The organism is Providencia sp. PROV268 (assembly GCF_028477805.1).
In the GTDB taxonomy this organism is placed as follows: domain Bacteria; phylum Pseudomonadota; class Gammaproteobacteria; order Enterobacterales; family Enterobacteriaceae; genus Providencia; species Providencia stuartii.
This window is the reverse complement of record NZ_JAMPLW010000006.1, coordinates 322,859-344,889: the sequence shown is the minus strand read 5'-3', so window position 1 is coordinate 344,889 and position 22,031 is coordinate 322,859. Positions and strand designations below refer to the sequence as shown.

General features: G+C 39.4%; 22 protein-coding genes and 1 pseudogene. 5 read left to right on the top strand and 18 right to left on the bottom strand.

The annotated features are described in order from the left end of the window. Positions 1-72 precede the first annotated feature (72 nt). The 13 genes and pseudogenes from PR699_RS06730 to PR699_RS06665 form a co-directional block, all read right to left on the bottom strand. A complete protein-coding gene (locus PR699_RS06730) occupies positions 73-375 on the bottom strand; it encodes a hypothetical protein (protein ID WP_014656625.1) in 303 nt (100 codons plus the stop codon). Positions 376-925: 550 nt separating this feature from the next. Further along, positions 926-1,246, bottom strand: a pseudogene (locus tag PR699_RS19675) (RHS repeat domain-containing protein); the annotation flags it as partial. A gap of 30 nt (positions 1,247-1,276) precedes the next feature. Then, complete coding sequence (locus tag PR699_RS06715; protein ID WP_225829627.1) at positions 1,277-1,441, bottom strand: hypothetical protein; 165 nt, start codon at positions 1,439-1,441, stop codon at positions 1,277-1,279. Between the two features lie 456 nt (positions 1,442-1,897). Next, positions 1,898-2,494 (bottom strand): hypothetical protein, encoded by a 597-nt coding sequence (locus PR699_RS06710; RefSeq protein ID WP_014656623.1) that lies wholly within the window; start codon positions 2,492-2,494, stop codon positions 1,898-1,900. A 12-nt stretch (positions 2,495-2,506) separates the two neighbouring features. After that, a complete protein-coding gene (locus PR699_RS06705; RefSeq protein WP_151207812.1) occupies positions 2,507-2,791 on the bottom strand; it encodes a type IV secretion protein Rhs in 285 nt (94 codons plus the stop codon). Positions 2,792-2,982: 191 nt separating this feature from the next. Then, positions 2,983-3,573, bottom strand: a complete 591-nt coding sequence (locus tag PR699_RS06700; RefSeq protein WP_014656621.1) for a DUF1629 domain-containing protein — start codon at positions 3,571-3,573, stop codon at positions 2,983-2,985. Between the two features lie 12 nt (positions 3,574-3,585). After that, positions 3,586-4,308 (bottom strand): RHS repeat-associated core domain-containing protein, encoded by a 723-nt coding sequence (locus tag PR699_RS06695; RefSeq protein WP_237713175.1) that lies wholly within the window; start codon positions 4,306-4,308, stop codon positions 3,586-3,588. Positions 4,309-4,542: 234 nt separating this feature from the next. Further along, on the bottom strand, positions 4,543-4,809 hold the full coding sequence (locus tag PR699_RS06690; RefSeq protein WP_014656619.1) for a hypothetical protein: 267 nt from the start codon (positions 4,807-4,809) through the stop codon (positions 4,543-4,545). A 1,059-nt stretch (positions 4,810-5,868) separates the two neighbouring features. Continuing rightward, positions 5,869-6,318, bottom strand: a complete 450-nt coding sequence (locus PR699_RS06685; protein WP_014656617.1) for an RHS repeat-associated core domain-containing protein — start codon at positions 6,316-6,318, stop codon at positions 5,869-5,871. Positions 6,319-6,574: 256 nt separating this feature from the next. After that, positions 6,575-6,868: a hypothetical protein gene (locus PR699_RS06680; RefSeq protein ID WP_004917071.1), complete on the bottom strand. Its 294-nt coding sequence runs from the start codon at positions 6,866-6,868 to the stop codon at positions 6,575-6,577. Further along, a complete protein-coding gene (locus PR699_RS06675) occupies positions 6,859-11,109 on the bottom strand; it encodes an RHS repeat-associated core domain-containing protein (protein ID WP_272572895.1) in 4,251 nt (1,416 codons plus the stop codon). Before PR699_RS06675 ends, PR699_RS06680 begins: the two co-directional genes overlap by 10 nt. Before the next feature lie 5 nt (positions 11,110-11,114). Continuing rightward, a complete protein-coding gene (locus PR699_RS06670; RefSeq protein ID WP_014656615.1) occupies positions 11,115-11,546 on the bottom strand; it encodes a DcrB-related protein in 432 nt (143 codons plus the stop codon). Between the two features lie 346 nt (positions 11,547-11,892). Beyond that, the gene (locus tag PR699_RS06665; RefSeq protein ID WP_014656614.1) at positions 11,893-13,545 is read right to left on the bottom strand and encodes an alpha-keto acid decarboxylase family protein; all 1,653 of its coding nucleotides are present in this window, start codon (positions 13,543-13,545) and stop codon (positions 11,893-11,895) included. A 290-nt stretch (positions 13,546-13,835) separates the two neighbouring features. Between PR699_RS06665 and PR699_RS06660 the strand changes: the two genes are divergently transcribed. Then, a complete protein-coding gene (locus PR699_RS06660; RefSeq protein ID WP_004922790.1) occupies positions 13,836-14,105 on the top strand; it encodes a DUF1471 domain-containing protein in 270 nt (89 codons plus the stop codon). A 162-nt stretch (positions 14,106-14,267) separates the two neighbouring features. On the opposite strand, the gene PR699_RS06655 is transcribed toward PR699_RS06660, so the two are convergent. The 4 genes from PR699_RS06655 to gltS form a co-directional block, all read right to left on the bottom strand. Continuing rightward, positions 14,268-14,618: a RidA family protein gene (locus PR699_RS06655; protein WP_004922788.1), complete on the bottom strand. Its 351-nt coding sequence runs from the start codon at positions 14,616-14,618 to the stop codon at positions 14,268-14,270. Between the two features lie 9 nt (positions 14,619-14,627). After that, positions 14,628-15,869, bottom strand: a complete 1,242-nt coding sequence (locus PR699_RS06650) for a D-amino acid dehydrogenase (RefSeq protein ID WP_014656612.1) — start codon at positions 15,867-15,869, stop codon at positions 14,628-14,630. A 56-nt stretch (positions 15,870-15,925) separates the two neighbouring features. Beyond that, entirely contained in the window at positions 15,926-16,831 is a 906-nt protein-coding gene (locus PR699_RS06645) for a LysR family transcriptional regulator (protein ID WP_004922785.1), read from the bottom strand. A gap of 230 nt (positions 16,832-17,061) precedes the next feature. Further along, positions 17,062-18,267 (bottom strand): sodium/glutamate symporter, encoded by a 1,206-nt coding sequence (gene gltS / locus PR699_RS06640; RefSeq protein WP_000599533.1) that lies wholly within the window; start codon positions 18,265-18,267, stop codon positions 17,062-17,064. 443 nt (positions 18,268-18,710) lie between these two features. On the opposite strand from gltS, the gene PR699_RS06635 reads away from it, so the two are divergent. Genes PR699_RS06635 through PR699_RS06625 form a run of 3 tightly spaced genes read left to right on the top strand, consistent with a single transcriptional unit; the run spans position 18,711 to position 20,104 of the window. Then, the gene (locus tag PR699_RS06635) at positions 18,711-19,031 is read left to right on the top strand and encodes an antibiotic biosynthesis monooxygenase (protein ID WP_000562370.1); all 321 of its coding nucleotides are present in this window, start codon (positions 18,711-18,713) and stop codon (positions 19,029-19,031) included. Next, positions 19,024-19,410, top strand: a complete 387-nt coding sequence (locus tag PR699_RS06630) for a hypothetical protein (protein ID WP_000460651.1) — start codon at positions 19,024-19,026, stop codon at positions 19,408-19,410. Before PR699_RS06635 ends, PR699_RS06630 begins: the two co-directional genes overlap by 8 nt. Positions 19,411-19,417: 7 nt before the next feature. Then, positions 19,418-20,104 carry a helix-turn-helix transcriptional regulator gene (locus PR699_RS06625; protein WP_001284954.1) on the top strand — a complete coding sequence of 229 codons (687 nt, stop codon included), beginning with the start codon at positions 19,418-19,420 and terminating at the stop codon, positions 20,102-20,104. Here PR699_RS06625 and tetR(B) read toward each other — a convergent pair. After that, positions 20,082-20,705, bottom strand: a complete 624-nt coding sequence (gene tetR(B), locus PR699_RS06620; RefSeq protein WP_000088605.1) for a tetracycline resistance transcriptional repressor TetR(B) — start codon at positions 20,703-20,705, stop codon at positions 20,082-20,084. The two genes, PR699_RS06625 and tetR(B), sit on opposite strands and share 23 nt — an antisense overlap. 81 nt (positions 20,706-20,786) lie before the next feature. On the opposite strand from tetR(B), the gene tet(B) reads away from it, so the two are divergent. After that, the gene (gene tet(B) / locus PR699_RS06615; RefSeq protein ID WP_001089072.1) at positions 20,787-21,992 is read left to right on the top strand and encodes a tetracycline efflux MFS transporter Tet(B); all 1,206 of its coding nucleotides are present in this window, start codon (positions 20,787-20,789) and stop codon (positions 21,990-21,992) included. The last annotated feature ends 39 nt before the right edge of the window (positions 21,993-22,031 follow it).

Here is a 22,031-nt window from a genome sequence, read left to right as displayed (position 1 = left end):
AATCAGCACGTGTATCAGTATAGTTAAGCTAGAAGATTGAAATATCTTCTAGCTTAACTACGATAAAGTTCTTTACTGGTCAAGCTTTAGTAGGGTTAGATCATTCACTATATGACGTAATTCATCATATCTAAACTCTTCATAGAAGATATTTTTAGGATAATCTATTAAATCCTTCAATGATTCACTAGTATCAACAAATCTCCATAAAATGGCACCAATTTCATCGGTTAATTTGTATGAATATATATTAAAATAATCTGACCAAGTTCCTAAATTCACATTAAAATTTTCGGCTAACTCATACTCTTCACCATTAAAGTCTAAGATATCTGCTTCTAATAGTTCATAAGTAGAACAATAATTATCAAGCAAATATCTTTGATTTAAGTGTTTTTTGTTTAAAATTTCATTGAGCCCACCGATTAAGTAGCCATCAAAAAAAATTGTATCGTCTAAGCTTCCAAAAAATAAGTCATTAATCCAAAACTTTGCTCGGCCAATAAATTTCTCCTTATTTTCAAAAAAATATTCGACTGCAAGAGTATTTTTTTTCCTATAAGTCTTGTCTTCATTTGCACGGTTTTATACCTTCCATATTTTTTGCATACTTAGGGACATTTCTTGGATCTATAGCTCTAGGTTTGCCTCTAATATCAACACCATCCGTTGAACCATTCCAATGGAATGGTCCTGAGCCATCAGCAGCACTACTTTGGAATCTATGCCAAACAGCTTTTTTACCTTCCCCAATTTTGACCTAACTCGTTTTTGAGTCATTAGGGTCTAACTGACTAAGTTTAAAGAGCTCTTCAGCGTTAGGTGGTATTATGCTTTTGGAGCTATTGAATGGCACTTGTCTACCTGGTAAATACCCGGGTTCATGATGTCCGGGATTTTTATAAATTAAAGCCTCCGTCAATCCTCAAGGATTCACCCACATTAGCGGGTTAGGTGCATACTGATACAGATTTATCCCACCCAATAACCCAATTGGGTCGGACATGATAAAACGGCCTATCTGTGGGTCATAGAATCTGAAGGTATTAAAATGTAATCCTGTTTCAGTGTCAAAATACTGTCCAGCATAGCGTAAGTTCTGCTCAAAGGACTCCATCTTGCGATCTGGGTCGGAGTAGAAACTTAATGGGCTATTGCGAACAAAGCCAAAGCGTTCATATTTCCCTGACCATACCGTATTGCCTTGTTCGTTGGTGACATCAAGTGGGGCACTGCTAATGTCGCAGTGATGCCAGTAATAGTGGTATCCACTGGATTACTTCACAATAACGGCGAGTGGGGTATAGCTGCCGTGTTCTTCGCAGTAATAGGTTTGGCATTTACCGGTATTGATATTCTGCTCTTGCAGTAACCGTAGTCCTTGCCAGACAAAATGGGTTTCGTGGCGTGTTGGTTTGCCGTGAGCCCGTGATTCAACCACTTTATGAATATGACGACTCAGTGCATTGTTATTTCAAGAAGGCTATGCCTGTAAGGCAAATATTGAAAAGCAGGGTTGCCCCTGCTGATCGTTATGAAAAATATGAAGGTAGAGCGCCTCCTGTAAGTCTAGGTAACCCCTAATAATTCTTTAACCTGATAATCAGAATGTGGGCTTAATGGTGGGTATTTGGTTAAATACATCAAAGAAGACGGGGCACCCCCAACTTATGATGAGATCGGAAAAGCGTTGGGTTATTCAAAAGGTCTGGTCGCACACCGTGTGAGGTTGTTGGCAAAGCGGGATAAAAGCGTGGTTTTTCCCACTTTGTGTTATCAGCCGAAAATCAATAAATTGATTTTCGTAATTTATTTTCAAAACCTATTAGACTTGCCGCCAAACATAATATGTTTGTTAGCAGTCTGAGATGGCAGGTAAAACTGCCTTCTATACTTGTTATTTAGCAATATAAAAATTAAATGCGGTAGCTGTTAAGTAGCGACCATCTGTACCATCATAAATTTTTGCAGCATCAGGCCAAGCAAAATACCGAGTTTCAGGTTTGTCACGATACAATTCACCCGTTTCCCTGTTAATAGCATAAACCTTTTTGGCTCCTTTTTTGAAGATTTTCCAAACTCCTTTAACGAATGCCTCTGTTTCAGGGTCTTCTGCTGGTTTATAAGAAGCTGATATTGTCCCATTTCTCAAGCATCCTGCTGCAAAATCAGCTTCCTTTGAGTGAATAAATTGAACTAATCCTTTACCGACGAAACTACCCGAAAAACCAGCGTTGTTTGGGCGTGGAAATACATAGTTATTTTTATAATCACTTATACTAGTTATATCACTATTGATGATTGTAACGTTTGAATTTATTGCACCATAACATAAGGAAATCGAATTTCTTACAGGGGGATCAAGAGTATCCCAAACATAATTGTCAATGAATTTAATTTCTTTAAAATAATCACCCAAGGCTTTTGAAAAGTTATCTTCATCTACTTTACTCATAAAAACTTCAATACCAGGCAGTTTAACTTTAGCTGTCATATAGAATCCTTTTTAGCGTTGTGTGACTGTGCCAGCAAGCATGTTGTCAACATTCAATGCTCCCGGCTGTAAAGTGTTACCTTTAGGCACGGTAATAACAACAGCGTTTGGATTTTGTTGGGTGATTCGAACGGCATTATCCCATTCATACTGCGTCATACCATTGACTTTGCCTTTGTCTACAGTCTGAATGTAAACCGTGCGACCTTTAGCATCAGTAAATGTCATGTCGGTGTAAGATCCTCCCTTACGACCTGTTTCAGCTGGGTTTAGTGGTGGTAAATAGGTTTCCCGCAACTCAACGTTAGTACCTGCTTGTCTGCCACCTTCTATATGTCTAACTATTCCTGCATTATTTTAATCAATTGATCCGGAATATCATCCATATGTGTCTGATATAATCTTATTTATCTTTATAGGATTGTGACGCAATTCATTTAGTAGTGGTTATCATCCGCTGTATCATGATTAAATTGGAAAACAAATATTTAACTAGTTTCACAGGAACTTCTATTTTTAGGGGTCAAATCAATTGATTTGCAAAATTCAATATTTTTTAACCCTGCATTAATGATAGCTATTTTTAGCTTATCACTCACAACTATTGTATTGGGAGTTTCTTCACTTCTTACAATATTGAAAGAATATGGTATTTCATCTAACAGTACTGTATATAAAAATGCATATTGGGGATTATGGGGGGCAAAATTAGTTAATGTAAATTCACTTTTTTCCATATCAAAACAATTTATCTTTGTTAACACATTGATAGCACTGTAGCTATGTAGTACGTAATTTCCAAAAAAAATGTTTGTATCAAAAAACTCAACCTCGGTTGGTGCTATTTTTTCTAGAACTTCTCGAAGTTCTGAACTAACTAATTCAATGCCTGTGGTAAATAAAATATGGTTTTTCTTTATTTTATTCAAGCTAGCTTTATTTTTTGCCTTATAATTAATCTGAAAACAGTTTCCTTTTAAACTAATTCCTTCACGGAATAGAGTGTAGTCCACAGAGGTATTATGGCAATATTCAAGTAAGTTAAATGTATTTGTAATACTAGAAATTATATAACTCATTTTATCTTCCTACTAACAGGCATTGTTAAGTTTTATTTGTTTGGTTCTTGGGCGATTACCTACATCATCTGACAGAGCTTGAATCTGCATCCTTTTTATCTCTGGGCTTGCATTATTAGCATGTATCTTATCAAGCTCATTGCTAATATAACTATCATAAGCTTTATTATGCCCCCCTCGATGTACCGTCCTTTCTGGATTTTGCTCAATCGCAGTTTTAGACGATGGTAATTGAGTAATATTTTGACTATTATTAATATCATAGCCTGAACTTATAATCGCTGGATGATTTGCCATCGATTGTGGAATGTTATGGTGTTTCTGAAAACCAGGCATGACAGGCATTTCTTTATAATCACCAGAAGCAGCTAACCCCCAAGGGTCAATCCATACCAATGGATTCGGCGCATACTGATACAGATTCATCCCACCCAGCAACCCAATCGGGTCAGGCATGATAAAACGGCCTATCTGTGGGTCGTAGAATCTAAAGGTATTAAAATGCAATCCGGTTTCATTGTCAAAATATTGTCCAGCATAGCGTAAGTTCTGCTCAAAGGACTCCATCTTGCGATCTGGGTCGGAGTAGAAACTCAATGGGCTACTGCGAACAAAGCCAAAGCGTTCATATTTCCCTGACCACACCGTATTGCCTTGTTCGTTGGTGACATCAAGTGGGGCACTGTTAATATCGCAGTGATGCCAGTAATAGTGGTATCCACTGGGTTGCTTCACGATAACGGCGAGGGGGGTATAGCTGCCGTGTTCTTCGTAGCAATAGGTTTGGTGTTTACTGGTATTGATATCCTGCTCTTGCAGTAACCGTAGTCCTTGCTAGACAAAATGGGTTTCGTGTCGTGTTGGTTTGCCGTGAGCCTGTGATCCAACCACCTTATGAATAAGGCGACCGAGTGCATCATCATGTCCATTCACAGTGCGTTATTAGGAACTAGTAATTAATACGATAGATTATAGAACTTCAACTGTACCAACTAGTTTAGGCCCTTCATAAATATTTATTATAAATCCGGAATTGAGTAAAAAACTAGGTGCATCTTCCATTAAAAAATAGGCTTCACCTAAACCTATTCTTTGGTAGGAATCGACCTGTTCATTACTTTTAATATTTAGCACTACTGACCAAGATGATATATCACCACTTTTACCTCTCATTGGTTCAGTGATTACATAATATTTTAAATTCAGGGGGAGTGATTTTTTTCCACCTTGTTGCACTGGTGTCCAGTGAATCTTGACATTTTTTTTGAAGTTTCCATTTTCCCCTCTATTTTAGCAAGTTGGTTGATGTATGTATTTACTCCATTTAGGTTTAATTTTTGCCTCATTGAGGACTGTATTTTCTATAAATCTAGCTTTTCATATTCCATCCAATCGAGGGGTTTTATAAGCAGCATCAGTTATATTATCAGGTACATTGAATTGAATGACACGGAAATCACCACCATGCCCCGTTTTTTCACCTCACATTACCGTTGTGTTACCTTGTTCGTTGGTGAGGTCGAGTGGGGCACTGTTACTATCACAATGATAAGTAAAATGATGGTATTACCAATATTATAATGATTTATAAAAACTGACTCTTTCATCATTTAAGGGGAAAAAACCTTCTTCTAGTTCATAGGTTTTTGTAACCCAATAATATTCTTCATCTTTCATAGCATCAAAATCAATCTCATTATAAAATAAATTGATTCGTTCAGGATCAAATTCTTTATCAACTGAATAGTTAGTTACGACTTGATTTAAAAACACATTATAAAAAGATACAAATAGTTTAATATTACTATTACAAAATAATATTTTTACATTTTCATTTGGGGAGTATGCATAAAATATTTTCCCGTCAATTTCTTTAAAACAAAAATAACCACTTAAGTCCTCACCAAATATAATGTAATTTTTATTTGAATGTGTTAAAAAATAAGTTGGTTTGTAAAATTTAAAGTTATAATTTGTATTAAGAAGGAAGTAAATCTACTTTATCCTCTAAATCTTTTATTTTTTTTTGATAATGAATGATATTTTTAATATCAATCAACTTAGATTCTAATGTTTCTGTAAGATATGGCATATTTCACCTAACATGTTTTTTTGATATTATTTAGATTATGTTGTAAATCTTTTCTGCCTGAAGAACTGTAATTAAAGCTATAAGTATTTTTTGGTGAATATTTATTCACAAGCGGATTTCAACTAGTGCAAGGGTGCCTTTCCGAAAAAACCTCGTTAATGGTAATCCCTGGCTTATTCGCATACTTAGCTATTAATTTCTCTTCAGAGTGTAAAAAAACCAGGATCATTTTTTACTACATCTATATAATTTTTTCCGTCTTTCGTGTAGCTTATAGCCGCATAGTTTGTTCCTTTGGCATTAAAATTACCGTCTAAAATACGCTGGTCTATTACACTTTGGCTTAACCCTTCACCATAAGGTATTTGTTCTACAGCTAGTCCCAAAGGATCAATCAGTTTCATTGGGTTTACTGCATACTGATACAGATTCATCCCACCCAATAACCCAATTGGGTCAGGCATGATAAATCGGCCTATCTGTGGGTCGTAGAATCTGAACGTATTAAAATGTAATCCGGTTTCATTGTCAAAATATTGTCCAGCATAGCGTAGATTTTGCTCGAAGGACTCCATCTTGCGATCTGGGTCGGAGTAGAAACTTAATGGACTACTGCGAACAAAACCAAAACGTTCATATTTCCCTGACCACACCGTATTGCCTTGTTCGTTGGTGACGTCGAGTGGGATATAATAGCTGGCGTGTTCTTCGTAGCAATAGGGTTTCAGGTTTATCTCGATACAGTTTACCTGCTCCCCGATTTTTATGCATAGCAGGTTTCTTAGTGAACAGTCACTTTTGGGTAGAAAGATCTGCTCACAGAATCCACTTTTAGTTCACTGTTTTTCTTATCCCGAACTCAGGTTAGCTAAGCAATGGTCACTGTAACTCAGGTAACGTAATCATATATTATTTTAAAAAAACGGTGGCTACTTTTTTGGGTCCTTCGTATATATCAAAAGTACTATGTTGTTCCATGCGTTCTTTCGGTGCGTTATCCATTAAGAAATCAACACTAGCCTCACTTATAAATTCATTATTTTCTGATTTTGTGGAATGTATATCAAAAACTACACTCCAAGCATTATTTTGCCAAGTAGTATCTTCGGGGAATCTTGATACAGCATAATATCGACCTACATCTGGAGGTCTTGTTCGACCGCCATCTTTTTTTTGTACCCATTTTATTTTTACTAAATGCATCTTTGGTTTCCTTTCGCTGTAACATTTTTACTCCAAGTTATTTTCACATTAGAATTATTAAGATCATCTAATGTGGCAAATCTAGCTGGACCAATACTATCTAAATGAGGGTCAAAATGCCATTTTTTAGCAATTTCATCTGGTACATTTATTTGTACAACTTTAAATGTATCACCTCCATGCCCCATTTTGTTACCCCAAATAACAGCATTGTCATATGTTGTAGCAAACCATTTACCTTCTAATGCATTCGGTGGTGAAGTCCAAGTGCCAGTTTTCATCAAGCTCTCATATTCGCTAATATTCATGCCTCGGTATAAGGTCATTAATCCGAAAGGATCCACCCATGACATCGGATTAGGCGCATAAGCATACAGATTCATCCCACCCAGCAACCCAATTGGGTCGGGCATGATAAAACGGCCTATCTGTGGGTCGTAGAATCTGAACGTATTAAAATGCAATCCGGTTTCATTGTCAAAATATTGTCCAGCATAGCGTAAGTTCTGCTCAAAGGACTCCATCTTGCGTTCGGGGTCAGAGTAGAAACTCAATGGGCTACTGCGAACAAAGCCAAAGCGCTCATATTTCCCTGACCACACCGTATTGCCTTGTTCGTTGGTGACGTCGAGTGGGGCGCTGTTAATGTCGCAGTGGTGCCAGTAATAACGGTAGCCGGCGGGTTGCTTCACGATGACGGCGAGTGGGGTATAGCTGCCGTGCTCTTCGTAGCAATAGGTCTGACATTTACCCGTATTGATATCCTGCTCTTGCAGCAACCGTAGCCCTTGCCACACAAAATGGGTTTCATGTCGTTTCAGTGTGCCGTAAGCCCGTGACTCAACCACTTTATGAATGCGACGACCCAGTGCATCGTAGTGATATTGGGCTTTCATGTCGCTGGTTTGGGCGATAACTAAACGGTTATCCCCATCATACTGATAAGTTTGTTTGGCTTGGTTAGGGTGCCCGCGTGAAATCACGTTACCATAGGCATCATGGCGATATTGCCAGCCTTGAAATTGAAGTAGCCTATCCCCTTGTGGGCTTAGGGCAGGCATTGATGGCGTTTGAGCCTCGATTTCTGATTGAGGACGCTCTAACAGATTATCCGCACGGTCATAGAACAGCATGGCATCCATGTTTTCGCCACTGGAGACTTTTTTCAGTCGCTGCTCAGAGTCATACAGGTATTCCACCCAACCCCGATAATGGTCTTCCATCGCGCCAAGGTTATCTTGTTCGTCATAGAACCATTTTCGTGATGAGGCAATGCCGTTGAGTGGATGCGGTTTATTGCGTGAGCTGAAGGTACTTATCGTCCGTCCCAGCTTATCGTACTGTCGATATTGGGTTAGAGCACCTTGGGTACGGCTGATTTCACGGTGCAGGTCATCGCGTTCAAATTCGGTGATTAAGTGCGGGGTGCCGTCGACAAGGTGATTGATGGCAGTGGCATGCCCTGAACCGTAATAGAGCCAGTTTAGGCTATCACCTTGAGGTAACGTCAGACGGCTCAGGTTATTGAGTTCATCGTAAGCAAATTCGACGATATCATCGCCCGTTTGTTCACGGGTAATACGCCCAAGTGCGTCGTAGGTAAAGTGAACTTGGTTCGCTTGCAAGCCCATTTCAAGACCGAGTTGATTCGGTTGCCTCGACGCCACCAACAGGCGGTTTAGGCTATCCCACTGGTATTGATAGCTATCAGTTAATGTTTCCCGTTGAACAAGGTTACCCGCGGGGTCATACTGTAACAACACCGTGCGAGCTGGGGAAGGGAACACGCGGTCGCCTAAACGAGTTTCCTCGGCTAAACGTCCGAAACTGTTATAGCGATATTGAAGCAGCGTATCATCCGGTCGGATTTCCTCGATGAGTCGGCCTTCGGCATCACGGTTGAGTAGGTAACGTCCGCCATTGGCGTTTTCAATTGAAATTAATACGCCTTCAGCATTGTAATGGTAATGAATATGTCGAGCGAGTTTATCGATTTCCGTTGTGACGCGACCGAAGGCGTTGTATTGCCACTGACGCGGGGTATTGTCATTGCGTTGGTGATGGGTGAGGAGCCCCGCGGCATTCCAGGCCAATTGAACGGTAGAATTATCCGGCAACACAATGCGCGTGATGTGTCCTGCATTATCGTAGTGGTACTCTGTGGCTTCATGTAAGGCGTTAGTGTGAGAAACCAAACGACCTTCATCATCATAATGCCAGTAGTGCTGCTTGCCAGAGCAGTCGGTATGACGCAGTAATTGTCCGCGTTTTGTCCAGAGGAACTCGCTGCGCCCCTGTTTGGCATCAATGCGGACGGTGGGGCGCAGTGTAGTTTTAAAGTCATAGCGGTATTCGGTCGTTTGCTCCAGTGGAGAGATTTCTTTGATTAACCGTCCAAAACGGTCATACTCTAAACGTGATTCAGAGCCATCAGGCCAAAAGACAGCAATAAGGCGGTCACGTTCATTTTGGTATTGCCAGCGGGTTTGGTTGCCATTACCATCGGTTAAACTGAGTAATCGTCCTAACTCATCCCATTCACTGGTTTGCGTATGTCCTTCGGCGTTGCGACAACCGCAAGGTAGCCCAAACTCATCCCACAAGAGTTCGGTTTTGATGCTTGTTCGGTCAGTGTACTGAATGATTTGATAGTTATCATTGAGTTGCCAAAATGAGGTAGAGCCATCATGCCAATAAGCGGTGCGTGTGAGATGGATATCATCGTATTCCAGTCGGTAGCTTTCCCCTTCGCTGGTTGTGTTTTCAATCACACGCCACAGGTTATCGTCGGAGAGTTCCCAACGGTACTCGCTGCGTAAACCATATTTATCCGTATGCCACGCCATGATGCCAGCATCTGTCCAACCAAATTGGCGGTAAGGGTGGTCTGTGTGCTGTTCGACACGTACCAGTTGGGCGTGTTCGTTATAAAAATAAGCACATTGACGGCGACGAGCTTGATTGGCGTTTACCTGATACACGGCTGTGAGACGTGATACCGTTTTTTCTTCAAACGGAAAGGATTGGTATTCACAAACGATATTCAGGTCACCGCAACCGGTAATGTGAATGAGTTGATGCTGTTCGTTGTAGTGGAAACGTTGCTCATTACCGACATTATCTATGACGTGGCTTAAGCGGCTGCGACCTTCGGTATCAAAAGGGGGGTAATGATAACGCAGTTCACCTGCATCCTGAAACGTCCAACTGTCATCGTCATTGTGGATCATCCAGCCTTGGGCAGCCTCACAAAAGCTACGATACCCTAGTGGGATGTCTGGAAACGGAAGGATGTCACCCGACAGGTTTTGCCAAACAAAGCCGTCTTCGGTTTTAATCAATTGGGTTTCCCAAAAGAAACTCCAGCCTCGACCCAATACACCCTCATAACAATAACTGCTTAAATAGTTGCGTTGCCAGTGAAGCGGTAATTCAGACTCATAGATAAAATCCAGCTCATCCTCGCCGTTTAATACTTTCTGCCCACCAATCACCTCCACAGGGCGAGTGAGTATGCCGATTGCGGGGATTGCCATGCTCATCGCTGTAAGTACCGTTCCATAACGACAGAAGAAACGGCTAATTTTGGCGCTGCCTGGTAATTTGCTCCACAGCTTTGCCACCGCGCTGGGGCCTTTCGCCACTCCTCCACCAAAGCTTAAAAATCCCGCAAATAACATGGTTAAATCAGAGGCCGTAGTGACCCAAGACGGAATTTCAGGCTCTATATCTTCAGTGGCTTGTGTCCCCCCACCAATCCGGACATTGGGGGAGCCTTCCATCACCGTGGCATCACAGGTGGTTTTATCACCGACCCGAGAAGCAGGGAATCCATTGATATACACCGAGTCAGAGCCTTGTGCCATTTGACGCAGACTATTTTCCTTATCGCACTTGACGTCACTGCGAGTGGAAATGGCGGCGGCCTTACCGTTAATTCGTACATTGTGAGAGCCGGTTTTGATTTCCCCGCAGGGGCTTAAGGATTTAGATCCCGTTTCAACACATTTATCCCGTGCCCATTCCGCTAGCTTAGCTGTGCCATACCCAATTGCTACTGAAGCTCCAATAGCAAAAAAGCCGATACCAACATAACTTGTTCCAATGCCAATCCCCATCAAGGCACCAGAGATGACTGCGCCTCCTATGGCAATAGCTGCCCCTAATACCGTACCGATGAGCATTCCCCACATCGATTTTGAATGACCGATGATATCACCGACTCTGGCGGCTTCTGGCATGGTGGTTACCCTCTTGGTTGAAAGCTAAGCAGGAGGGTGTTCATCCACGCCCATTGCTTATCGTTAAAGGCGTTGGGGGATGACATTGTAAAAATCAGGGTTTGGGTATCACTGAAAGGGTAAACAGCCTGAATTTGATAGACTTGCTGTTTTTTGTTGGGACGATAGCGTGAGCTGATGAGATAGCCGTGAATGCCGTCGAGTCCCAGTACAGAGGGCTTTTCTTCAAGGAGTTGCCAATCTTTCAGGGAGCGTTGTAACAGCTGCTTTTGACGAGCGACATAGTCATCAAAGGTTTCATCAGCGGGTTTGTCATCCCGAGAAATGTTAACCGCATTCCCTGTGGGGGAAATCAGGATATTGACGGTTTGTTCTTTATATCCATCGGGGAGGGTAACACTGCCTTCAGAAAAAACACAACGTGACTCAGTAATCATTCGTATCTCGCTTAAGTATGAATATTATTCTTTTTTAAATTATATAACCATTAAATTTCTCTTAATAATCGGTTATACCATATTAAGCCTACATACCTAAATGAAAATTTGAGTTATTCCAAGATAAATGTTAATCATAATTTTTTAAATTTCGATTTGAAATAACAATTAAATGAAATAACTAATTGATAATTAATGCTTTTTATCATGCTTCTAGCTTGGCGTTTTTTAAGAGGAGAACATTGCACAAAAATAAGGCAAAAAGAAAATGACTAATGCAAAAACTGGCAAGGTTTTGATTGTTTAATAACCAGCTGCCAGTTCTTATCATAATAGTTATTTCATATTAAGAAGAGTATAACGAATCTAATGCTCCCCGTAATTTATGTGCAAGCTCAGGTGCAACGTATTTATCAGTGACCACTTCAATGTAGGATGCAAAAGGGGATGACTCTGCATGATTGATGGCGATATCAAGTTCATTACAACGTGTTACCTTTTGGCAATTCCAATCATGACAACCTAATGCAGCGGGTAATTTTTCATAATCCCATTTAGCGATATCATTGTAATAAGCTTCCGGATCTTTGCATATTAAGCGCTCAAATAGATACCCATCATTATTGATAATGAAAATAATCGGTTTTAATTGAAAACGTGCAAACTGGCAAATTTCTTGTGCTGTTAACTGATGAGCCCCTTCCCCTGTAATTAAGATCACTCTGCGCTTAGGTGCTGCCAAAGCCGCTCCGAAAGCGGCGGCAGTAGACCATCCAATAGACCCCCACAAGGTTTGGTTACAGAATTGAACCCCTTTAGGAAGTTGTGCAAAGACTAAACCCATTAATGGGGTTCCTGTGTCAGTAAAAATAATATCATTTTCTTTAAACATCTTTTCGAATCGAGAATATAGATATTCAGCCGATATTGATTGATAGCCGGTGAACAATGATTCATCTAAGCATTGAACTTTAGGGTGGTTTTGATGAAATGAGGGAATTCGCTCTTTCAATTTAGCGAGTACATCCTTCATATACACCTGAGAGTATACTGTAGAACCAATTTTGACATAATCAGGCATGATATTGATATGATATTCTGAAGGGATAGCGGCAGTAAAACAGCCCGTATTCATATCCGTCATCATTGCACCGATGCTAATAATACAATCGCTGCTTTCTATATATTCACTAACAGGGGTATTTATTAAATGTCCATAATAGATGCCCATATAATTAGATGCTGTTTCATTGAGTACCCCTTTATCCATAATCATGGTAGCATAAGGTAAGTTTGATTTATTTATTAGGGTTTGAAGCTCATCGGTTAATCCTAAACGAGAAGCTAAAATTCCCGGAAGTAGGCTAATTTTTTGGCTAGTTAATAGTTTATTTAAAATTACATTAATAACTTTGGTTAGGTTTTGATTATTATTTTGGGGAATATCAGTGCATACTGAATACCGTTTATTTGTATGAATAGGCATTTCAGCATAATCGGATGGAATACCGATATAGACAGGTTGGCGCTTAAATAAAGCGTATGTGATCAGCCGTTCTACTTCTTCAATACAATTTTCAGGGGTAAGAATTGCTTGCGCACAACTAATAGGTTGAAACATTTTATAGAACAGAGTGAAATCCCCATCTCCTAAAGAGTGATGAAGAATTTTTTTACTTTCCTGTGCACCGCTAGATGGCATACCTACCAAATGAAAAATAGGTAAATATTCAGCGTAAGAGCCCGCAATAGCATTGATAGCACTGAGTTCACCAACACCGAATGTTGTTGATAATGCAGCTATACCTTTTATTCGCGCATATCCATCTGCAGCATATGCTGCATTTAATTCATTACAGCAGCCAACCCAACGCATTTTATTATTTTCACAAATGGCATCATTAATTGGAAATGAATAATCCCCAGCAACACCAAAAATATCGCTAACACCTATATCGTATAATCGAGTTAATAAATATTGTACCACTGTTTTTTTCATCATTTTCTCCATTATGCTTTTAAGACAGTCGGTAATGAATAATGAAATATCATTTGTAGATGAGTTTAAATGGAACTGCTCTATGTGATCGCTGTTATATAAATAAAATAATATAATAAAGCTTAAAAATGAGAATGTAGGGTAATCTTTTGTTTATTAAGAGCTAACAATATTTTCAATCTAGAAAGGAATAAACGAATTAGATAATGTAGTCATTGACAGAACAAATATAAGTCATTAACGTTTTTTATTGTTTATAAACAAAAAATTATTGTTAAGGTGGCTTTATTATGAAAAAACTAAAAATACTTGTATTATCTTTTGCATTATTAAGTCCATTAGCGTTTGGGGCGACAGAAATTAATTATACAAAATCTCTGTATTTGAAATTTGCAGGCACGGTCAATGTTGTTATGAATGATGGTGTATCTGCTGATTATGTAAAGGCAATCTCTCAAAAAGCGGATGAGAAAGGTGCTGAATATTTTGTTATTACTTCGGTTGAGTCTGAAGGAAGTGGAAACGATGTTTCGGTAACGGCCAGCTTATATAAAAAATAATCATTAAACTAAGTTGTATCATTCACCCTTTATTAAAGGGAACGATGCAACTTAGTTATTTTTTAGGTAGGGATTAACCTGTTGAGAGTGATATGCAAAGGTCAAACGCCCATGGAATATAAAGCGCTTTTTTAGGCCAAAGTATCGTTATTGAAATCGGCACTAACGTTGCGCAGCGGTTACCATGATTTCCACAAGCACTTGCTCTCTAGCCATATTTGCTTCAACGGCAGCACGTGCAGGGCTATTCTCTGTTGGCATCCATGATTCCCAAACAGCATTAAAAGCAGCAAAATCACGTTCCATATTTTTGATCCAAACTTGGGCTGAAAGAATACGTGTTTTGTCACTGTTACTTGCAGCTAATAGAGTATCTATTTTTGCAAGTACATCTTGTGTCTGAGCTGTGATATCACCATTTAAATCATTAGGAACTTGTCCTGATAAATAAACTAAACCTGCATATTCAACGCTATCAGCTAAACGTGGCTTTGGATTATTACGTTTGATCATATTGTGGTATTACCTCGTTAATCCAGTTAAAGAGATGGGAGATGTTTCCCCTGAAACTAATTGGCTGAGAATTTGAGCGCTGCCAGCGGCTAAGGTAAACCCTAAGCTACCATGACCAATATTTAACCAAAGATTGTTATATCCAGTTTTGCCTAATATTGGTGGCCCTTTTGGTGTTGATGGACGTAATCCACACCATGTTTCGGCATCTTCAATATTTGTTACATCAGGGAATGTGTTTTTAATAATATTTTTTAAGGCGGAAATTCGGTTATCACGCAAGCCTAATTTGTCATAACCGATATCCACCATTGCGGCGATGCGAAGTTGCTGATTAAGTTTTGCATAAACAATTTTATTTCCATAATCAGTTACATTGATTTTAGGCACCACATGTTCTTTTTCTGGATAAGGAATAGAAAGGCTATAGCCTTTTAAGCCAAGCATTGGTACATGAATACCTAATGTTTTTAGCAGTTTCCTGCTTCCATTCCCGGCACATACAATGACATCATCGGCAGAAATTGTTCCTTGCGGAGTAATAACACCTGTAATTTGCTTATCATCTTTAATAAATGAAACAACAGAATGTTGTAAGCATAGTGTAAAATCTGCTTGAGTTGATAAATATTGGAGTAAGTTTTTACAGAATAAATAACAGTCCGCACTTTCATCATCAGGAGCATAAATTGCGCCCACTAACTGTGATTGAATATTCTTTAATGATGGCTCTAAGGCAGTAATTTCAGTCGGATTTAAAACCTTTTGAAATTGACTGTCGATGGTTTCGCAAGCTTTATTAAAGCTTTTTTGGTCACGGTGAATAATTAGTTTACCCGATTTTTCCCAAGCAAAGTCACCGATATCACCATTATTACGCCAGATATTCATGATCTCTTGGCTGAGTAAAGAGAGGCGTAGTTGGTGAGCACCATTAATTTTATTTGTTTTGCGATTACAAGCTAAGGTGAATTGAGTTAACCAAGCCCATTGTTGCAGGGAAAATTGTATTTTTAAATTCAATGGTGAATCATCTTTCCCCATCCAACTTAAACCTTGTAATGGTACTCCTGCATCTGCTAACGGCGAAACATAGCGATAGCTAAGTTGTCCGCCATTGGCGAAACTTGTTTGCATGCCGACATCAGATTCTGATTCTAATAAAGTGACGGCATGACCCGCTTTGATTAAAGCATATGCAGTACTAAGGCCAATGACACCTGCACCAATAACCACCACATGTTTTTTCATAATTATCCGCAACCAATAATAACTGAGGAGTTATTATTTAACGGCGAATAAGTTAACTAAACAATTGAGTTTTCATTGCCAGAGTATAACTTTTGGTTAACTACTTTATTTCTTTTTTCGAGGGTTAGTGACAAAGTATTTACATAGTTTTGAGCCGCTTTAGTCAATGGTCTATCCGCACGATGGAAAACTGAAACAGCTAAATGCAGATCCTCTTTGAGTGGATAGATCATCGATTTTGGTAATGTGTGCTCAGCAGAGAAAATATCAGTAATACTGCAACCTAATCCTGCTCGAACAAATTCAGCCGCCATGTGGTAGGTATGCACACTAATATTTGAAACCGAGAACTCATGGTATTGCTGTAATAATTGCGCTAATGAGTCTGAACCTGGATGTATCCAACGATCTTGGTCAATATCAGCTAATGAAACAGGACCTTCATGTTTTTGCGTATCAACATAAACAAGGGGGATTTCAGCGATGGGTAATACCGTAATTCCGCCTTCAATAGCCAAATTGAAACCAATACCAATATCAAGGTCTTGTTGGGTTAATAATTGCATGATATCGACGGTATGATGGGTGCCAATCGTTAATTTTATATTGGGGTGTTTTTTAATAAACAGAGCGGTGACTTCAGGTACTAAGTTTAAACCTAGGCTTGGTAAACAGCCAATCGCTAATTTTCCCTGAGGGTTTTTGGATAAATTTTGCGCTAATATTCTTAAGCGGTCTAAATTTCGATAAACTTCTTTTGCTTCATCAAAAAGTAGTAAAGCCTCATCGGTTGGTAATAATTTCCCTCTAATTCGTTGGAATAATACTAACCCTAATTGTTGCTCAGCATGTTTGAGTGCTTTACTCGCCGCGGGTTGAGAAATATGTAAAACTTCAGCCGCACGCGTTAAGGAACCACAAGTCATTACAGCATAAAAGATATCGAGATGTCTTAATTTCATTCCATGTAGCCTACTGATTATTTATTTCTACGGACTATTCTAACGAATAAAGTATAAATAATCAGATATACTCGTCATAATTCAAGTTTTGGTTTAGTTGTCACGAGAATTAATTCGTAAACGTGCAAGCTAAATAGATTGACTAGGGGAATATACGGGGTAAGAAAGCGGCTCGGCATACTGCCCTATAATAAATTGTTAGGAGAAGTACGCCGAGTAGTGTGTAGCTATTAGGTAAAGTATGTACCAATTTCAATAAATATTTTAATTAAGATACTGTTTGAAATATCAACAATAAAGGCACCGACCATAGGAACGACAAGGAAAGCTTTATGTGATGGTCCAAATGCTTTTGTGACTGTTTGCATATTCGCAATTGCTGTTGGTGTTGCTCCCATACCAAAGCCACAGTGACCCGCGCTGATCACGACAGCATCATAATCTTTGCCCATCATTTTGAAGGTGACAAAGCAGGCAAATAGCACCATGACAACAGTTTGTACAGCAATGATAATTAATACTGGCCCTGCCATGCTTGCCAATTGACCAAATTTTAATGACATTAACGCCATTGCCAAGAAAAGCGATAAAGCAACGCTACCTAATACATCGACGGTCGGCTCAAACACTTCGTGTTTAAATACATGAGTCAGTGTATTACGGATAATAATACCGACAAATAAACACCAGACAAAAGTAGGCAGTTGCAGAAAAGTATCTTTAAACAATGCACTGATATAGCCACCAACAACAATACAGATAATCAGCATTGAAATGGTTTCAATAACGTTATTTGCATTGATTTTTCTTTTGACGCTTGGTTGCTCAAAAGCTTCAACGATAGTGTCGCGCTCTTGCTCGGTTGTTTTAGGAATAGAGACCTTTTTCAAAAGATGACGGGCAACAGGGCCGCCAACTAAACCACCCAACACTAATCCAAGTGTTGCACAAGCCATCGCTAATTCAACGGCGCCTGTTACACCATATTTATCAGCGAGAATAGGGCCCCATGCTCCGGCATTACCATGACCACCTGTTAGAGTAATTGAACCTGCAATTAAGCCAATAAATGGACTTTCATTCATCATGACAGCCATACTCATGCCGACAGTATTTTGAATGGCGATTAGGATCGTTACTGCAATAGTTAATAGAACTAACGGCTTTCCTCCTTTAATCAGTCGAGAAAAGTCAGAACTTAGCCCGATAGAGGAAAAGAATGTGAGCATTAATAAACTTTGCAATGAAGCATCAAAAGTAAACGAATAACCTGATGTTTTATCAATAATTAACAGAACAATTGCAACAATAAAGCCACCAACGACGGCTTCTGGTATGTGGTTTTTTTGTAGGAACGGGGTAAATTTTACGACAAACATTCCTATGAGTAGCGCGATACATGCGACTAATAATGTATAACTGGCATCTAGGATCATTTTTTTACCTCTATTAGTTTACCAGAATTTTCACTATAACAATTTAACAATAGTGAAAAATGAAGTTACTTTGGTTAACTAATCTTTAACAATGAGTTTTATTAGGGTATCCATAACTTTTAGTTAATAGGGTCATAATTTTAGTGTGATCTTAATCATGAAATATTAAAAAGATTAAAATAACAACAATGGTATTTAATGATGGGTAAACCTAAATACCATGCGGGATCCGCACTATTTTCGGTGATAGCAAAAAATAAAAAAGCATAAATAATAAACAAAATTATAAGAGAAGGAGAACATGATAAGCGCAGGCCGAGCAATTTAAAGAAGTGTGATATACAACATAAAACAGCAGCATGACCTTTCTATATTTCGTTGCTTATCGAAGTGTTAATTTTCGGGTGGATTACTCTGTTTGTTGATTAATAACGGAGAAAAATATGATTGCTGTAATATTTGAGGTGCAAATACAACCCGACCAACAAACTCGCTATTTGACTTTAGCTGAGGAGTTAAGACCACTATTAAGTCATGTAGCTGGTTTTATTTCAATTGAACGTTTTCAAAGTCTAGCTACAGAAGGAAAAATGTTATCGCTATCTTGGTGGGAAAACGAATACGCAGTTCTGCAATGGAAAAATCATGTTTTACATGCGAAAGCTCAACAAGAAGGGCGAGAGTCAATATTTGATTTTTACAAAATTAGTATTGCTCATATTACTCGCGAATATTCATTTAAAAAGGACAAGGATAATGTTTGATGTTCACGTTGTTTTAGACAATCAAATAGGACAATTAGCATTACTAGGAAAAACATTAGGTAATAAAGGTATTGGATTGGAAGGGGGAGGGATATTTACGGTTGGTGATGAATGCCATGCTCATTTTCTTGTTGAACAAGGAAAGGAAGCTAAAATAGCGCTAGAGCAAGCTGGACTGTTAGTACTTGCGATCCGGACACCATTAATTCGTAAGTTAAAACAGGAAAAACCGGGGGAACTTGGCGAAATAGCACGAGTATTGGCGGAGAATAACATTAATATTTTAGTGCAATACAGTGACCATGCTAACCAACTGATATTAATAACGGACAATGATAGTATGGCTGCATCTGTTACGCTCCCTTGGGCAATAAAGTGAACTTGCGATGGCTAATTTAATACGAAAAGAGGTTACCTTTGAGTCCTCAATAGCCGCGATAGGGGCGGCTATGTCTGACATTTCACGAGTTAAAATACTCAGTGCTTTGATGGATGGGCGAGCTTGGACGGCCACTGAGCTAAGTTCTGTGGCGAATATATCAGCTTCAACGGCGAGCAGTCATTTATCTAAATTATTAGATTGCCAGCTAATCACAGTAGTAGCTCAAGGCAAGCATCGTTATTTTCGGCTAGCAGGAAAAGATATTGCTGAATTGATGGAAAGTATGATGGGGATCTCCTTAAACCATGGCGTACATGCCAAAGTTTCCACGCCAGTGCATTTACGAAAAGCACGTACTTGCTATGATCATTTAGCTGGCGAAGTTGCCGTTAAGATCTATGATTCCCTTTGTCAACAGCAATGGATCACTGAAAATGGTTCAATGATCACATTAAGTGGTATTCAATATTTTCATGAAATGGGAATTGACGTTCCTTCCAAACATTCACGTAAAATCTGTTGTGCGTGTTTAGATTGGAGTGAACGCCGTTTCCATTTAGGTGGGTACGTTGGAGCCGCATTATTTTCGCTTTATGAATCTAAAGGGTGGTTAACTCGACATCTTGGTTACCGTGAAGTTACCATCACGGAAAAAGGTTATGCTGCTTTTAAGACCCACTTTCACATTTAAGTTGTTTTTCTAATCCGCATATGATCAATTCAAGGCCGAATAAGAAGGCTGGCTCTGCACCTTGGTGATCAAATAATTCGATAGCTTGTCGTAATAATGGCGGCATACTATCAGTAGTAGGTGTTTCCCTTTCTTCTTTAGCGACTTGATGCTCTTGATCTTCCAATACGCAACCTAAAGTAAAATGCCCCACAGCGCTGAGTGCATATAATGCATTCTCTAGTGAAAAACCTTGTTGGCATAAAAAGGCTAATTGATTTTCGAGAGTTTCATACTGTTTTTCTGTAGGCCGTGTACCTAAATGTACTTTTGCTCCATCGCGATGACTTAGTAAAGCACATCTAAAACTTTTAGCGTTATTACGTAAAAAATCTTGCCAGCTTTCCCCTTCTAAAGGGCAAAAGTGAGTATGGTGCCTATCTAACATCTCAATGGCTAAGGCGTCGAGCAAAGCCCGCTTATTTTTTACATGCCAATACAATGTAGGCTGCTCCACACCTAGCTTTTGGGCGAGTTTACGGGTTGTTAAACCTTCGATTCCGACCTCATTAAGCAGCTCTAATGCGCTGTTAATCACTTTACTTTTATCTAATCTAGACATCATTAATTCCTAATTTTTGTTGACACTCTATCATCGATAGAGTTATTTTACCACTCCCTATCAGTGATAGAGAAAAGTGAAATGAATAGTTCGACAAAGATCGCATTGGTAATTACGTTACTCGATGCCATGGGGATTGGCCTTATCATGCCAGTCTTGCCAACGTTATTACGTGAATTTATTGCTTCGGAAGATATCGCTAACCACTTTGGCGTATTGCTTGCACTTTATGCGTTAATGCAGGTTATCTTTGCTCCTTGGCTTGGAAAAATGTCTGACCGATTTGGTCGGCGCCCAGTGCTGTTGTTGTCATTAATAGGCGCATCGCTGGATTACTTATTGCTGGCTTTTTCAAGTGCGCTTTGGATGCTGTATTTAGGCCGTTTGCTTTCAGGGATCACAGGAGCTACTGGGGCTGTCGCGGCATCGGTCATTGCCGATACCACCTCAGCTTCTCAACGCGTGAAGTGGTTCGGTTGGTTAGGGGCAAGTTTTGGGCTTGGTTTAATAGCGGGGCCTATTATTGGTGGTTTTGCAGGAGAGATTTCACCGCATAGTCCCTTTTTTATCGCTGCGTTGCTAAATATTGTCACTTTCCTTGTGGTTATGTTTTGGTTCCGTGAAACCAAAAATACGCGTGATAATACAGATACCGAAGTAGGGGTTGAGACGCAATCGAATTCGGTATACATCACTTTATTTAAAACGATGCCCATTTTGTTGATTATTTATTTTTCAGCGCAATTGATAGGCCAAATTCCCGCAACGGTGTGGGTGCTATTTACCGAAAATCGTTTTGGATGGAATAGCATGATGGTTGGCTTTTCATTAGCGGGTCTTGGTCTTTTACACTCAGTATTCCAAGCCTTTGTGGCAGGAAGAATAGCCACTAAATGGGGCGAAAAAACGGCAGTACTGCTCGGATTTATTGCAGATAGTAGTGCATTTGCCTTTTTAGCGTTTATATCTGAAGGTTGGTTAGTTTTCCCTGTTTTAATTTTATTGGCTGGTGGTGGGATCGCTTTACCTGCATTACAGGGAGTGATGTCTATCCAAACAAAGAGTCATCAGCAAGGTGCTTTACAGGGATTATTGGTGAGCCTTACCAATGCAACCGGTGTTATTGGCCCATTACTGTTTGCTGTTATTTATAATCATTCACTACCAATTTGGGATGGCTGGATTTGGATTATTGGTTTAGCGTTTTACTGTATTATTATCCTGCTATCGATGACCTTCATGTTAACCCCTCAAGCTCAGGGGAGTAAACAGGAGACAAGTGCTTAGTTATTTCGTCACCAAATGATGTTATTCCGCGAAATATAA